The following is a 14,098-nucleotide window of genomic DNA, read 5'->3' as shown; positions in this document are numbered from 1 at the left end:
CTGCGGCGGCGGGCGCCTCTCGCCTGGCCGGCGGGTCCTCGACTACCGGCCGTCTTACCCGCCTGCGGCGGGCGCCCTGCGGGCGCGTCCTCAATCGCCGGACGGGCTTGTTGTGGCCGGCCTCAGCCGCCAAGCCGGTCCGGCGATTGTGGACACAGCACAGCAGCCCGTCCGGCGATTGAGGACACCAGCGCGCAGCGGGGGTGCGGCCGGACACGGCCTACGCCGCGGCAGCGGGGATGTGCTGGGTGCCGATCCGCTTCCGGAAGACCCAGTACGTCCACGCCTGATAGCCGATGATCAGCGGCGTCATCGGCACCGCGACCCACGACATGATCTTCAACGTGTACGGGCTGGAGGACGCGTTCGCCGCCGTGAGGTTCCAGGCCGGGTCCAGCGACGACGGCATGACGTCGGGGAAGAGCGCGAGGAAGAGCAGCGCGAAGACGGCCGCAACGGTCACCCCGGAGAAGGCGAAGGTCCAGCCCTCCCGCCCGAAGTGGTTCATGGCCAGCGCCGCGATCAGGGCCGCCCCGGCGACGATCAGCGCGACGAGGCTGCGGCCGTTGCCGGACTCGATCTGCGTCCAGCCGAGGAAGGTCACGGCGAGGACGCCGGAGGTCATGCCGAGGACGGTCGCCCGGGACCGCGCCCGGTGCCGGATGTCGCCGACCGTCTTCAGCGTCGCGAAGACCGCGCCGTGGAAGGTGAAGAGCACGAGCGTGAGGGCACCGCCCAGCAGGGCGTAGGGGTTCAGCAGGTCGAGCACGTCACCGGCGAAGTTCTTGTCCCGCCCGATCGGCACCCCGCGCACGATGTTGGCGAAGAGGACGCCCCACACGAAGGCGGGCAGCAGCGAGCACCAGAAGATCGCGTGCTCCCAGTTCAGCTGCCAGCGCTCGCCCGTGCGCTTGTGGCGGTACTCGAAGGCGACGCCGCGCAGGATCAGACAGACCAGGATGAGCAGGAACGGCAGGTAGAAGCTGCTGAAGAGGGTGGCGTACCAGTCGGGGAAGGCGGCGAAGGTCGCGCCGACCGCGGTGATCAGCCAGACCTCGTTGCCGTCCCAGACGGGCCCGATGGTGTTGATCAGTACCCGGCGTTCCGTGCGGTCCCGGGCGAGGAGCTTGGTCAGGACGCCGATGCCGAAGTCGAAGCCCTCGAGGAAGAAGTAGCCCGTCCACAGGACGGCGATCAGCAGGAACCAGAGGTCGTGGAGGTGCATGGTCGGTGTCTCCGTTCCGCCGCGTCAGTACGCGAAGGTCATCGGCTTGTCGGCGTCCTCGGGCTCGCCGGCCCCCGGCGAGGGGAGCCGCAGCCTCGGGTCCTTCGTGGGCGGCTTCTCATCGGTGTCCGGGCCGGCCGTGGCGTACTTCACCAGCAGCTTCACCTCGACGACGGCGAGGATCCCGTACAGCAGCGTGAAGATGCCCATGGAGACGAGGACCTCGGTCTGGCTGACGCCGGGCGAGACCGCGGTGCCGGTCTTCATCAGCCCGTAGACGGCCCACGGCTGGCGGCCCATCTCGGTGAAGATCCAGCCGAAGGAGTTGGCGATCAGCGGGAAGCCCATGGTGAGGATGCCGATGCGCCAGGACCAGGTGGTGAAGAACGGGCTCATCTCGCGGGTCCGCGTCAGCATCAGCCGCGGGACCTCGTTCTCGCCCGTGCGGAACCGCGGCGCGAGCCAGAACTTCTTGCGCGTGGTCCACAGCCCGATGAGCGCGGCCACGAACGACGTCATCCCGAAGCCGATCATGAGGCGGAAGCCCCAGAAGGTCATGAAGATGCTGGGGATGTAGTCCTCGGGCTCGCCGCCGTAGAGGGCGGCCTCCCGTGCGGCGATGTCGTTGATGCCGGGGACCGGGTCGGTGAAGTTGCTGTGGGAGAGGAAGGAGAGCAGGCCGGGGATCTCTATCTCGACGCTGTTGTGGCCCTTGGAGACATCGCCGACCGCGAACACCGAGAACGGCGCCGGTGCCTTGGTCTCCCACAGGGCCTCGGCGGCGGCCATCTTCATCGGCTGCTGCTCGAACATCACCTTGCCGAGGCTGTCACCGCTGATGGCGGTGCCGAGCCCGGCGATGACCGCGACGACGAGCCCGACGCGCAGCGAGGCCCGCATCGCGCCGATCTGGTGCCGCTGCTTCTCGCCCAGCTCCTCGCCGCGCAGCTGCTTGCGCTTGGCGCGCCACAGATGGAGCGAGGCGATGCCGACCACGAACGCGCCGCCGGTGAGGAAGGCGGCGGTGAGGGTGTGGAAGACCACGACGAGAGTGGTGTTCTGCGTCATCACCGCCCAGATGTCGGTGAGCTGGGCCTTGCCGGTCGCCTTGTCTATGACGTAGCCGACGGGGTGCTGCATCCAGGAGTTCGCGGCCAGGATGAAGTACGAGGAGAGGATCGTGCCGACGGCGACGATCCAGATGCACGCGCAGTGGATCTTCTTCGGCAGCTTGTCCCAGCCGAAGATCCACAGCCCGATGAAGGTGGACTCGAAGAAGAAGGCCAGCAGGGCCTCCATCGCGAGCGGCGCCCCGAAGACATCACCGACGAACCGGGAGTAGTCCGACCAGTTCATGCCGAACTGGAACTCCTGCACGATGCCGGTGACCACGCCCATCGCGATGTTGATGAGGAAGAGCTTTCCCCAGAACTTCGTGGCGTGGAAGTACTTCTCCTTGCCGGTGCGCACCCACGCCGTCTCCAGCCCGGCGGTCATGGCCGCCAGGCTGATCGTGAGCGGTACGAAGAGGTAGTGGTAAACGGTGGTGATACCGAATTGCCAGCGCGCCAGCGTTTCCGGCGCCAGAGCCAGGTCCACGTGGTCTCTCCTTGCCTCTTGCGACACCGGCGACTCACGCCACCGGTGGTTTGCACCCCTTTGCCCCAGTGAAAGCAGGGCATAAGAGACGAGCTTGTGAACGCGTTCACATTCACAAGCATTATGGCGCACCCGCTTTTCGGACAATCACCGGGGGGTACCGTTCGGCCCTAGCGGGCCGGGGGGGCGGCCCACGCCGCCCCGCACCACCGCTGCGCGGCGGTGTCCTCAAACGCCGGACGGGCTGGTGGTGGCTGAGCTCAGCCACCACCAGCCCGTCCGGTCGGGAGGGCTAAAGCTCCTTGCGGAACGCCTCGGCCGTCTGCACGAAGAGATCGTTCGCCTCGGTCTCGCCGATCGTCACCCGGACGCCCTCCGGGAACGGCCGTACGACCACACCCGCGCGCTCGCACGCGGCCGCGAAGTCCTGCGACCGCTCCCCCAGCGGCAGCCAGACGAAGTTGGCCTGCGACTCCGGCAGCGTCCAGCCCTGCGCGGTCAGCGCGCCGACCACCCGTGCCCGCTCACCCACCAGCGCGTCCACCCGCTCGCGCAGCGCGTCCTCGCTGCGCAGCGAGGCGACCGCCGCGTCCTGCGCCAGCTGGGTCACCCCGAACGGCACGGCCGTCTTGCGCAGCGCCGCCGCGACCGGCTCATGGGCGATCGCGAAACCGACGCGCAGCCCGGCCAGCCCGTACGCCTTCGAGAAGGTGCGCAGCACGCAGACGTTCGGCCGGTCCCGGTAGAGGTCGATGCCGTTGGGGACGTTCTCGTCGCGGATGAACTCGATGTACGCCTCGTCGAGCACCACCAGGATGTCGGCGGGCACCCGGTCCAGGAAGGACTCCAGCTCGGCCCGCCGCACGACCGTGCCGGTGGGGTTGTTGGGGTTGCAGACGAAGATCAGCCGAGTCCGGTCGGTGATCGCCGCGAGCATCGCGTCCAGGTCGTGCACATCGCCGTCGGTCAGCGGCACCGGCACGGGCGTGGCGCCCGAGACCTGCGTGATGATCGGGTACGCCTCGAAGGAGCGCCAGGCGTAGATGACCTCGTCGCCGGGGCCCGCCGTCGACTGGATCAACTGCTGTGCGACGCCGACCGAGCCGGTGCCGGTGGCGATGTGCGTGACGGGCACCCCGAAACGTTCCGCCAGCTCCAGCATCAGGCCCGTGCAGGCCATGTCGGGGTAGCGGTTGAGGGAACCCGCGGCCTCGATCGCGGTCTCCAGCACACCGGGCAGCGGCGGGTAGGGGTTCTCGTTGGAGGACAGCTTGTACGCGACGGGGCCGTCGGCGGCGGCCGGCTTGCCCGGCTTGTAGGTGGGAACGCCGTCCAGCGCTGCGCGCAGCTTCGGGGTCTTCTCGGTCACCGCAGGTCCTCCTCGACATCCCGTGCGCGCGGGCGCGCCGCACGGGGAAAGCGCACACGAATAGCGGACATGAATACTGCACACCTTAAGAGGATTGCCCCGGGCGGCGTCCAGCATCGCGTGCGAGTGCCGCACTCGGCGGCCACGGCCCGCCCGAATCCGTGACCGCCCGCTCGAATCCGCGCGGCACGGCTCCGCGCGGCACGGCTTCACGCGCCGGGGGAGCGCTCCCCTTTTCCCCGTGCGCCGGTGGCGGGCGCCGTGGCGCGCATCCCCCGTGAAGGTGAGTTGAGACCTCTTCGAGACCTGAACCATTCATGAGAGGCGGAGAGACCAGAGGAGCGCGGCCCCTTATGCACACCACCAACTGGCTTTGTTTCCATGGTCATTACAGGGAATCGGTCGTGCAGAAACGTGCCTGTCAACAGTGAAAACCGGATCCCCGCCAACGGACCAACCGAGCCCTACTATCGGCTCGCCATGACAGCAGCAGGGAAGCACCAGGTGAGCCGCACTGACCTCTCCCGCAGAGGCAGCCGGCAAGGCCGTGCGGGTATCCGGGACGTGGCCGCCGCCGCCGGGGTGTCGATCACGACCGTCTCCGACGCGCTCAACGGCAAGGGCCGGCTACCGGACGCGACCCGACGCCATGTCCGCGAGGTCGCCGACCGGCTGGGCTACCGCCCGTCGGCCGCGGCCCGCACCCTCCGCACGGGCAAGTCCGGTCTCATCGGCCTGACCGTGACCACGTACGGGGATGAACCTTTCACCTTCACCGAGTTCGCCTACTTCGCCGAGATGGCCAGGGCCGCCACCTCCGCCGCCCTCGCCCGCGGCTACGCCCTGGTCATCCTCCCCGCGACCTCCCGTCACGACGTGTGGTCCAACGTCGCCCTCGACGGCACCGTCGTCGTCGACCCCTCCGACCACGATCCCGTGGTCACCGACCTGGTCCGCCAGGGCATCCCCGTCGTCTCCGACGGCCGCCCCGCCGGCACCCTCCCCGTCACCGCCTGGGTGGACAACGACCACGAGGCGGCCGTCCTCGGCATCCTCGACCACCTGGCCGCCGCCGGCGCCCGGCGCATCGGGCTGCTCACCGGCACCACCACCGACACCTACACCCGGCTCTCCACCACCGCCTATCTGCACTGGTGCGAGCGGGTCGGCCAGGACCCGGTCTACGAGGAGTACCCCGCCCACGACCCCTGCGCCGGGGCGGTGGCCGCCGACCGGCTGCTCGCCCGCCCCGACCGGCCCGACGCCGTGTACGGACTGTTCGACCCCAACGGCACCGATCTGCTCGCCGCCGCCCGCCGCTACGGCCTGCGGGTACCGGACGACCTGCTGCTCGTCTGCTGCAGCGAGTCCACGGTCTACGCCACCACCGAGCCGCCCGTCACCACCCTCTCCCTCAAGCCGCGGCGCATCGGCACGGCCGTCGTCCAGCTCCTCATCGACGCCATCGAGGGGCTCGACACCGGGCGGCCGGTGGAGCAGGTCATACCGACGGAGCTGATCGTGCGCACGTCCTCCGAGCGCCGCCCGCCGCGCACCACCGTCAGCCCCCCGCGCGGCCCCGCCACGCCCTGACCGCAGCCGGTCAACCCAGAGCACGAGCCGGTCACCCGAAGCCCTGAACGGTCAACCCGAGCACCGGGGCCGAACCACCGGACCACGGACGAAAATGGAGCCACGCGAGCCGAGCGGACCGCCGTGACAACGGCGTATATCGGCCACGGCAGAAATCCATCAGCCACAGGAGAGGTCCGTCACCAACCCCAGGACGGCTTCTCCGGGCCCCCGCCAGGGGGAGCGAACGACTCAATTGGGGAGAAATGACCGGCGTCCTCGTACGCCCTCCTCGATTGACAGCCCCTGGTGCGTGCACAAGCCACGACGGTCATTCCTATGATGGGCGCACGACACCACGGACCGCCGTCGACCAGGCAAGGTCCACAAGGTGCACGGCGGCGCGATGGTGGAGGGGTCGATGACTCAGGGGGCCGGTCAGGGACCCGTACGGACCACGGCGGCGGTGCCGCCCTTCCCCGGGTACGCCGCGCCGCCTCCCATGCCCGCGTACGCCCACGCGGAGCCGCCCTCGGAGTACCCCCCGGGCTACACCCCGACCGCCCGTGACCTGCCGGTCATCAGCCGGAGTGCCGCCCCGCGGGACGTGCCGACCGTCAAGCTGACGCCGATCGCCGACCCGCAGGCGGCGGCGCCCGTGCCCGGCGGTCCCGGTCCGCTCTTCGTCGTCGGCGACGTCCACGGCTACCTCGACGAGCTCTACGCGGCGCTCGCCGCCGAGGGCCTCATCGACGCGAACGGCCAGTGGGCCGCGGGCAACGCCCGGCTGTGGTTCCTCGGCGACTTCACCGACCGCGGCCCGGACGGCGTCGGGGTCATCGACCTCGTCATGCGGCTGTCCGCCGAGGCCGCGGCCGCCGGCGGCTACTGCAAGGCCCTCATGGGCAACCACGAGCTGCTGCTCATCGGCGCCAAGCGGTTCGCCGACACCCCCGTCCAGTCCGGTGCCGGCACCGCCTCCTTCCAGGCGGCCTGGCTGCTCAACGGCGGCCAGCGCACCGACATGGAGCGGCTCGAGGACCACCACATGCAGTGGATGTCCCGGCTCGACGCGATGGCCGAGGAGGACGGGCACCTGCTCGTGCACTCCGACACCACCGCCTACCTCGACTACGGCGACTCCATCGAGGCCGTCAACGACGCCGTCACCGAGGCCCTGCAGCGCAACGACCCGGACGAGGTCTGGGACCTGTTCCGCAAGTTCACCAAGCGGTTCGCCTTCCGCGACGACGAGGCCGGCCCGATGGCCGTGCGGGAGCTGCTCGACACCTACGGCGGCGGCCGCATCGTGCACGGCCACAGCCCCATCCCCTATCTGCTCGGCGAGGTCGGCACCGAGGAGGAGGACGGCGACGAGGGCGGCGGCCCGCTCGTCGACGGCCCGCACCTGTACGCGGACGGGCTCGCGGTCGCGATGGACGGCGGCGTCACAATGGCCGGAAAGCTACTGGTGGTGCAACTCCCGCTGGGTGCCTGAGGGTTCAGTGGGCAGGTGCACGGGCAGGTAGGGGGTTCCACTGGCGCGGGGTAATTCGGCAAACTCTCTGTCACCTCGCGACAGAACGGCTCTACCATCGGCTTATCCGTAGCAGGCTCTCCTCCGTTTCCGCCCACAGCCGGTGCCAAGCCGGCGACGAGGCCCTACGGAGCATCGGGGGATGCACATGAACAGCGCTCCGCACCTGCTGGCCGAGGACCGCCCGGAATTCGAGCGCGTCCTCGACCAAGCGTTGCGTACCGCAGACCATGACCCGGAACTGGCCGCCGCGATAGGACAGCGGCTCGACGCAGAACAGCTCCGCACGATGGCGCGGAGCGCCATGGCCGCGATCGCGGCCTGTGCGGCGAGCGAATACCAGAGCTTTCTGAAGGCGCGCGAAGAACTGCGCGCGCCCTCCAATGCCGCCCAGCCCCAGCCGGTCGGCACCGTCCCGCGCGGCACCGACGGCGGCGGTGGCGGGGTCGCGCCCCTCACCGTCGTCGGCGAGGTGTCCGAAGCGGCGGGCGCGGGCGCCGGCGCGGTGCTCGCCGTACTCGCCCCGGTCCTCGCCGGGATCGCGGCGCTGCTCTTCCTCCTCGTCGGCTATGTCCTGCGCACGGTCGCGTCGAACGAGGCCGTGGCGGACCCGATGGTCACCGTCGGCTGGTGGTTCGCCGGCCTCACCGTCGCCGGGGTGTTCGTCGCCATGGCCGCCATGCTGGTCACCGCCCTGCGCAACGGCTCGGGCCTGGCCCAGGACGCGCGCGGCCTCCGGCTGAGCGAGGACGCCGAGCGGGCGCGCGATGCCTGGCGGCAGGCGCTGCTGGAGCGCGGCATGCTGCCGTTCCTGCGCGAATCCCTCGCCAACGCCCCGTTGGCACCACCCACACCGCCCGCCCCTTCGCCCACTCCGCCGACACCCCCTCCCCGGGCCCGCGACCCCCACAGCCGTACGCCGAACCTCGGCTACTCCCGCCCCGGCTTCTCCAGCCCGGACGACGAGTCCTCCCCCAGCCCCCGCCCGGGCTACTCCCGCCCCGACTTCACCAGCCCCGACTACGGCGGTCCGGACCACCGGCCGGACTGACCCGGGGCGCAGGGGTGACCCGCACCGTTACGACGTCCGGGACCACCGGGGGTTTCCTTCCCCCCACCACGGGAGGGTGCGGGACGTGGAAGAGCCACCGCACGGCGCGCGGTGGCTCTCCCCCAGGAGGTCCGTGGCGAGGTCAGTCGGCCAGCGGCAGATAGACCCGGTTGCCACTCGCGGCGAACTCCTTGGACTTCTCCGCCATGCCCGCCTCCGGGTCGACGGCCAGATCCCCGCCGTGCTCACGCCGGATGTCCTGCGAGATCTTCATCGAACAGAACTTCAACAGACCTCACACACGCTAGCGTCGTTCCACCAGCCCGTTTCCACACGGACCTGAGGAGGACTACGTGGGCAAGCGCGAAGAGGTCATCAGCAAGCTTCGGGGCACGCCTGAAGGCCTACCGTCCGTCGAGGAAGTGCGGGCCATGCTGGCCGCAGATCCGTCCCTCAAATGCGTGGTGTGCTACGCCCGCATCTCCTTCGATGGGCGGGCCAAGGACGCCCACGGCATCGAAGATCAGCACCGCGAGATGACCGACAACTCCCGAAAGTTCGGGTGGCTGATCGTCTACCGCTACACCGACAACGACAAGAGCGCCAGCAAGGAGGAGGTGATCCGAGACGACTTCGAGCAGATGATCAACGACCTCACGACTGGGCAGACGCCCGAGGGTTACCCCATTCATGGCGTGATGGCCGTCAACGATGACCGCCTCTACCGGCGGCCCGGGGACTGGGAACGCTACCTAAGCGCGTTCACCGCCCATGAAGATCGCGTCTATCACGACTCGAACGGCATGCAAGATCTCTACGCCGAGGGGTTCGAGATCAAGGGCCTTGTAGGCGTGGCCATGTCCCTAGCCGAGACCAGGAAGAAGCAGCGTCGGGCCCGCAACAGCCACCGCAACCGGGCGATCCGTGGCCAGTCCACAGCCGCATGGCGCCCCTTCGGCTGGGATGACGACAAGGTCACTCTCCGCCCCGCCGAAGCAGCGGCCATCCGGCAAGCCGTGCGCGACGTAATCGCCGGGGCATCCGTTTCGGAGATCACCAAGCAGTGGAAGGAAATCGGCTTCATCACGAGCCGTGGCAACCCCTTCCAGTACCAGACCGTCAAGCAAGTGCTCTTGAACGCCCGCCTGTGCGGCTACCGAGAGGTCAAGGGAGAGCTGGTGCGCGACGGCGACGACCAACCGATCGTGGGCGAGTGGGCGTCGATCATCACGCCCAAGGAGTGGTACGCCGTCACAGCGGCGATCCACGATCGCGGGCACGGTGCCGGGATCCCTCTCGGGGGAGTCGTACACAAGTACCTGCTCACGGGGATCTTGCGGTGCGGCAACACCCTTGAGGATGGCAGCGTCTGCAACAACAAGATGATCGGCATTAAGGCGAACACCTGGCTCAAGTACGAGCACGCCTACATGTGCAAGAAGACCGTAGACGGCGGATGCAACAAGACCTACAAGCGCGGCGACAAGACCGACAAGCACGTCGAGGATCTAGTTATCGCCAAACTTGAAGCTCAAGCAGCCAGCAGCAACCGGGACATCCCCGACTGGGGCAAGGCCGAGGATCTTGAGCGGGCGATTCAGAGCCGCAAGCAGCTTGAGAACCGCTGGCAGAACGGCGACCCCGACGTTGATGACGAGACGTTCTTCCGCAACCTCCCGGCGCTCGAAGCCCGGGTCAAGAAGCTGCGCGCCGAGCAGGCAGAGCACTTGGCGATGAAGGCAGCAGCCGAAGCCGCAGAGGCCGACATCGTCACGTCGTGGAAGTCCCGCACCCTCACACAGAAGCGAGAGTTGATCAAGAAGGCGCTGCACGCCGTCACTGCCATGCCTGGAGGCAAGGGAAACAAGGCCTTTGACCTTGACCTGCTCAAGCCGGTGTGGCGCTCCTCCGAGTGAGCCTCAGCCCCAAAATCTCCCCCATGCTGCGTAATTGATCTTCCGAGAAGGGCGGGGATTCGCGCACGTGCCGCTCAATCCATGCCCGTGCCGCCGCTTCCTCGTCCTTCTCCCGCTCTGTTTTTAACCTTCCAGTGCTGGCATGGCTCACTCCACCTCACCACCAGGCGCCCTCAGGTCTTCACGCGCAAGCTCGCGGTTGAGGACGAGGTCGTCGGCGATTCCGGCAGCTATGAGGGTCGCGCCGGGGGTGTGGCCGGAGCCGACGTAACGCCACTGGGAATCGGTGGCCACTTCGGGGCCGTCAGGTACGCGCGTCTCCGTGGAGCGTTGATGCTCAGCACGTTGGGTGCGTAGTGCGGTGTAGGAGGTCGAGTAGGCGCGGGATTTGGTGAGGATGTGGCCTCGGTATCCGAGGGTGTGGGCCCAGGCTCGTAGCCGGAGGGGGGCGTACTCGGGTAGGCCGCCGAGGTGCCAGCAGGTGCGCATGAGGGCCCGGATATGCGGGGACACCGCTGCCGCGTCTATGTCGTCCCGGGTCAGGAGCCGGTAGTCGGTGCCGGCTGCTGTGTCGGTGGCGCCTTTGGTGACGTACTTCGCGACGTAGGCGGCGACGGCGTCGTCGGCCAGGCCGTCGGTGTCGCCGAAGGCCCGCAGGGGCCGGGCGTCGAGCTGGGTGCCCCAGCGGAGTTCGAGTTCCCCGATGGACGGGCTGTAGGGGCTGCGCACGAGGACCGACCGTGCCGCCGTGTGAACCGCGCTGGTCAGCAGTTCGGGGGTTGCCCAGGCCGGGGGCGGGGTGTGGGGTCCGTCGGGGCCGTCGAGGCGTACAACGGCGTGGACGTGGACGGCGGCGCGCTTCTGGTACTCCGCGACCTTAGCGAAGGAGAGCCGGGCATGGTCGCGGAACCGGGCCTGCGCCAGGCCGACGGCCGAGGCCAGGGTACGGCGGGTGGCGCGGGTGAAGCGGTCCCACAGTTGTCCGGCGTGGGCGTGCCACAGGACGTGCGCCGGGTAGTCGTAGCACCCCGGACACAGCGGCTGGCCGACGACCGATTCGGTGACGTCGTGGACGGCTCCGCAGCTCACCGGGCGGTTGTGCTCGCAGGTCCCGGCATTGCGTCGGGGGCGACAGCGTTGCCCGTCGGTGGTGGCGCGGTGGACGGGGCCGAAGGACGGCGCGGTGAGGGTGACAAAGAGCCGGGGCCGCTCCCGCACCTGCACCGGGACGCTCTTGCCGCCGGTGAGTCCGGCGCGGACGAGGTGGAAGGTGTCTCCGGCGTAGAGGCGCGAGCACGGTGCGCAGACCGACGCTCGGCGGTTGCGGCAGCGGACGAAGAGCCGCTCACCCGGTTCGGTGCGAGTGTCGTAGTGGTGCAGCACCTCCCCCGTGGCGACGTCGCGCGTGGTGGTCGAGCCGGAGAGGTGGACGGGGTGGGCGCAACCGCCGGTGGCGGCGATCTGTTCCAGGAAGCGGGGGAACAACGGGTCCTGGGCGAGGCGGATGACGTCCTGGTCGACGTCGGAGAGATGACGCAGGCGCGCCGCGCGGTCGAGGGCGGCGCGCCTGTCAGCCGGGTTGCTGGTGGGGATGGTGGGGACCTCCCGGGGTGGGCCGCCGAAGCGGCACAGGTGGTGGTTGGTGGGCCGGTGTCGTCCATGGCGCTCACTCCTTGTGCGGTCGGGGGTGGGGTTAGCGGATGGTGCCGGTGCCCCGGCAGCAGCGGCAGCGGTGCCAGCGGCCGGAACGGGTCTTCCTGGTGCGTCGTTCGCCCTTGCAGATCGGGCAGCGCACACGGCGCATGGGCATGGCAGGGCCTCCGGTGCCTAGCTGTTGGGGAAGAGGGAGAGGAACCAGGCCACAAGGCCGTGGATGGTGAAGAGGACGGGGGTCTGGCCGATGTAGACGCCGAACAGAGCGACCAGCACGGCTTGCCACCAGCGGACATCGCGGGAGCGGACCAGGAGGACGGTGATGATCCCGAAGACCAGCACCAGCGGGAATGCCGCGTTCTCTGTCATGCGCCTGCCTCCTTGGTGAGGGTCTCCAGGGCGCGGGTAACGCCGGGGAGTTCGGGGGGCAGGTGCTCATGCCTGGCGGCAGCGTCCCGGGCCTCCGTGGTGAACGTCAGATGCGAACGCGCCCGCACCCAGCCACCGTCCGGCCCGGTGCAGACAGCGACACCCTTCTCCGCCTCCGTGATCGACAGGGCCACCGCCACGGCGTCCTTGTTGAGATCACCGAGCGCCATTTCCGCTGTGCCGGAGTCATGCACCCGGTGGCAGATCCGGCCGCCGAGCTGCGCCCGCAGGGCGGTGACACCGGGACCGAGGTCGGAGCCGACGCGCTGTCCGGCGATGACCAGGTGGAGGCCCAGGGCGCCGCCGAGCTGCGCGAGGCGCAGGAGGAACGTGGAGCACTGCTCGGCCTCCGCCTTTGCCGCCCGGGTGCCGTCCGTGAGGTAGAGCTCTGCTAGTTCGTCGACGATCACCACGACCGGGACCGGGCGGAGCTTCTCCGGCAGTTCCCAGATCGACCGGGCTCCGGCGTCGCGGCAGGTGCGCATGCGGTCCTGCATGTCGGCGACCAGGGCGCCGAGGGTGGCGACGGCTTCGGGGCGGGTGGTCGCCAGCGCGGACAAGCGCCGGGCGAACAAGTTCAGCTCCATGCCGCCCTTGCAGTCGATCCCGACCAGCGCCACCGGTTGCCGGGCGAGTTCTTTCACCAGCCGGGCGAGCAGCGCGGACTTCCCGGACCGGGTGGCGCCGACGATCAGCCAGTGGGGCACGTGGCGAAGGTTCATCACCCACGCCCCGCCGCTCTCCAGGATCCCGACCACAGCCGACAGCAGCACCACCGGCGCTACCGCGATCCCGGGCCGCTCCAACGGGTCCGTGACAGTGGCCGTCAGGCGGACCAGGCCGCGATGCGGAGAGGTCACCCGCACCGCGTGGACCCTCCAGGCGTGGGACAGGGCGTCGGCGGCCTGGATGAAGGGGGCGGGTGTCTGGCCGGGGTGCAGGCGCACGACCAGGGTTAACCCCGTACGCGTCGCCCTGGGGAAGGAAATGCGGGGTGCGATGGGCCGCAGTGCTTGCCCTTTCACCACCAGGTCCCCGACGAGGCCGCGTGCCGGACGGCGCGAGACCGACAGGTCATGCAGGTGCGCGACCTTCCGCCACGTGGTCAGCACCCGGACGGCCACGACCGGGTAGCCGGTCAGGTACCAGAACCACACCGGGTTCTGATCCCTCAGTCGGGCGCCGGCCACCAGGACCCAGGCCAGGGCCGCCAGGAGGAACGCGAAGGTGATCGGTCCCATCACGCACCACCCGCCTTGCCCGCCGGAGCAGCGGCCGGTGCGGGGGTGATGGCGGCGGCGCGGAAGCTGATTCCGTGCCGGTCGCCCATGGCCCAGGAGAACGCCTCCAGGCCCGTCACCCGGACCTCAGCGCCCTCCACGACGCCTTTCGGTTCGCCGGTCACCGAGATCTCGATGACCGAGACCCGCCGACCGTCCTGCCGGACCATCACGGCAACGGTGTAGATCGTGTTGCCGTCCCGGTCCGTCTTCACCTCCTTCGTCTCAAAGCCAGACATCTTCGGTTCCGGCGCGACAGCGCACCGCAGTACGCCGAGCCGGGTTGTGTCCACAGGGATGGACTGCATGGGGTGTGGGCCTCCCTTGGCCTCAGACGCCAAACCACCCGGCTGACGTCACTCGTCCTTACGAGTTGAGACTATGAGGCCCTGTCGGGCTGGAGCGCAAGTGCTTATGCTGACGAGTTATGAGCGACGAGTGACATGGTCACCGCCGACCACCGCCGA

The 14,098-nt window shown here is 69.4% G+C and carries 12 protein-coding genes; 4 read left to right on the top strand and 8 right to left on the bottom strand.

The features are described 5' to 3' along the window. Window positions 1-220: 220 nt before the first annotated feature. The 3 genes from cydB to hisC all read right to left on the bottom strand — a co-directional run bounded on the left by cydB (window position 221) and on the right by hisC (window position 4,193). Window positions 221-1,225 carry a cytochrome d ubiquinol oxidase subunit II gene (gene cydB / locus JO379_RS17585; protein WP_209515700.1) on the bottom strand — a complete coding sequence of 335 codons (1,005 nt, stop codon included), beginning with the start codon at window positions 1,223-1,225 and terminating at the stop codon, window positions 221-223. 24 nt (window positions 1,226-1,249) lie between these two features. Then, complete coding sequence (locus JO379_RS17580; protein ID WP_130878525.1) at window positions 1,250-2,824, bottom strand: cytochrome ubiquinol oxidase subunit I; 1,575 nt, start codon at window positions 2,822-2,824, stop codon at window positions 1,250-1,252. Between the two features lie 292 nt (window positions 2,825-3,116). After that, window positions 3,117-4,193, bottom strand: coding sequence for a histidinol-phosphate transaminase (gene hisC, locus JO379_RS17575; protein ID WP_130878526.1), 1,077 nt, complete (start codon window positions 4,191-4,193; stop codon window positions 3,117-3,119). Between the two features lie 480 nt (window positions 4,194-4,673). Between hisC and JO379_RS17570 the strand changes: the two genes are divergently transcribed. From JO379_RS17570 to JO379_RS17560, 3 genes are all read left to right on the top strand, one after another. Further along, complete coding sequence (locus tag JO379_RS17570) at window positions 4,674-5,786, top strand: LacI family DNA-binding transcriptional regulator (protein WP_130878527.1); 1,113 nt, start codon at window positions 4,674-4,676, stop codon at window positions 5,784-5,786. 400 nt (window positions 5,787-6,186) lie between these two features. Continuing rightward, window positions 6,187-7,263 (top strand): metallophosphoesterase, encoded by a 1,077-nt coding sequence (locus JO379_RS17565; protein ID WP_130878528.1) that lies wholly within the window; start codon window positions 6,187-6,189, stop codon window positions 7,261-7,263. A gap of 181 nt (window positions 7,264-7,444) precedes the next feature. Beyond that, window positions 7,445-8,353 carry a hypothetical protein gene (locus tag JO379_RS17560; RefSeq protein WP_130878529.1) on the top strand — a complete coding sequence of 303 codons (909 nt, stop codon included), beginning with the start codon at window positions 7,445-7,447 and terminating at the stop codon, window positions 8,351-8,353. A gap of 142 nt (window positions 8,354-8,495) precedes the next feature. On the opposite strand, the gene JO379_RS17555 is transcribed toward JO379_RS17560, so the two are convergent. Continuing rightward, a complete protein-coding gene (locus tag JO379_RS17555) occupies window positions 8,496-8,627 on the bottom strand; it encodes a thiamine biosynthesis protein ThiC (protein ID WP_209519044.1) in 132 nt (43 codons plus the stop codon). Window positions 8,628-8,706: 79 nt separating this feature from the next. On the opposite strand from JO379_RS17555, the gene JO379_RS17550 reads away from it, so the two are divergent. Continuing rightward, on the top strand, window positions 8,707-10,269 hold the full coding sequence (locus tag JO379_RS17550; protein ID WP_307842037.1) for a recombinase family protein: 1,563 nt from the start codon (window positions 8,707-8,709) through the stop codon (window positions 10,267-10,269). A 147-nt stretch (window positions 10,270-10,416) separates the two neighbouring features. Here JO379_RS17550 and JO379_RS17545 read toward each other — a convergent pair whose 3' ends face one another. The 4 genes from JO379_RS17545 to JO379_RS17530 all read right to left on the bottom strand — a co-directional run bounded on the left by JO379_RS17545 (window position 10,417) and on the right by JO379_RS17530 (window position 13,939). Continuing rightward, complete coding sequence (locus tag JO379_RS17545; RefSeq protein ID WP_209518733.1) at window positions 10,417-11,808, bottom strand: replication initiator; 1,392 nt, start codon at window positions 11,806-11,808, stop codon at window positions 10,417-10,419. A 288-nt stretch (window positions 11,809-12,096) separates the two neighbouring features. Further along, window positions 12,097-12,291, bottom strand: coding sequence for a hypothetical protein (locus JO379_RS17540; RefSeq protein ID WP_209515698.1), 195 nt, complete (start codon window positions 12,289-12,291; stop codon window positions 12,097-12,099). Beyond that, the gene (locus tag JO379_RS17535; protein ID WP_209515696.1) at window positions 12,288-13,592 is read right to left on the bottom strand and encodes an FtsK/SpoIIIE domain-containing protein; all 1,305 of its coding nucleotides are present in this window, start codon (window positions 13,590-13,592) and stop codon (window positions 12,288-12,290) included. Before JO379_RS17535 ends, JO379_RS17540 begins: the two co-directional genes overlap by 4 nt. Further along, a complete protein-coding gene (locus JO379_RS17530; protein ID WP_209515694.1) occupies window positions 13,592-13,939 on the bottom strand; it encodes an SCO3933 family regulatory protein in 348 nt (115 codons plus the stop codon). The genes JO379_RS17535 and JO379_RS17530 overlap by 1 nt, the downstream gene beginning before the upstream one ends. Window positions 13,940-14,098: the final 159 nt, after the last annotated feature.

The organism is Streptomyces syringium, from assembly GCF_017876625.1.
Classification (GTDB): domain Bacteria; phylum Actinomycetota; class Actinomycetes; order Streptomycetales; family Streptomycetaceae; genus Streptomyces; species Streptomyces syringius.
This window is presented reverse-complemented; position numbering and strand designations above follow the sequence as displayed.

Bases quoted from the DNA above. Each gene is read 5' to 3' on its own strand.
- JO379_RS17570 (WP_130878527.1), top strand. From the start codon at position 4,674: ATGACAGCAGCAGGGAAGCACCAGGTGAGCCGCACTGACCTCTCCCGC.
- JO379_RS17565 (WP_130878528.1), top strand. From the start codon at position 6,187: ATGACTCAGGGGGCCGGTCAGGGACCCGTACGGACCACGGCGGCGGTG.
- JO379_RS17560 (WP_130878529.1), top strand. From the start codon at position 7,445: ATGCACATGAACAGCGCTCCGCACCTGCTGGCCGAGGACCGCCCGGAA.
- cydB (WP_209515700.1), bottom strand. From the start codon at position 1,225: ATGCACCTCCACGACCTCTGGTTCCTGCTGATCGCCGTCCTGTGGACG.
- JO379_RS17555 (WP_209519044.1), bottom strand. From the start codon at position 8,627: ATGAAGATCTCGCAGGACATCCGGCGTGAGCACGGCGGGGATCTGGCC.
- JO379_RS17530 (WP_209515694.1), bottom strand. From the start codon at position 13,939: ATGCAGTCCATCCCTGTGGACACAACCCGGCTCGGCGTACTGCGGTGC.
- JO379_RS17535 (WP_209515696.1), bottom strand. From the start codon at position 13,592: ATGGGACCGATCACCTTCGCGTTCCTCCTGGCGGCCCTGGCCTGGGTC.
- JO379_RS17540 (WP_209515698.1), bottom strand. From the start codon at position 12,291: ATGACAGAGAACGCGGCATTCCCGCTGGTGCTGGTCTTCGGGATCATC.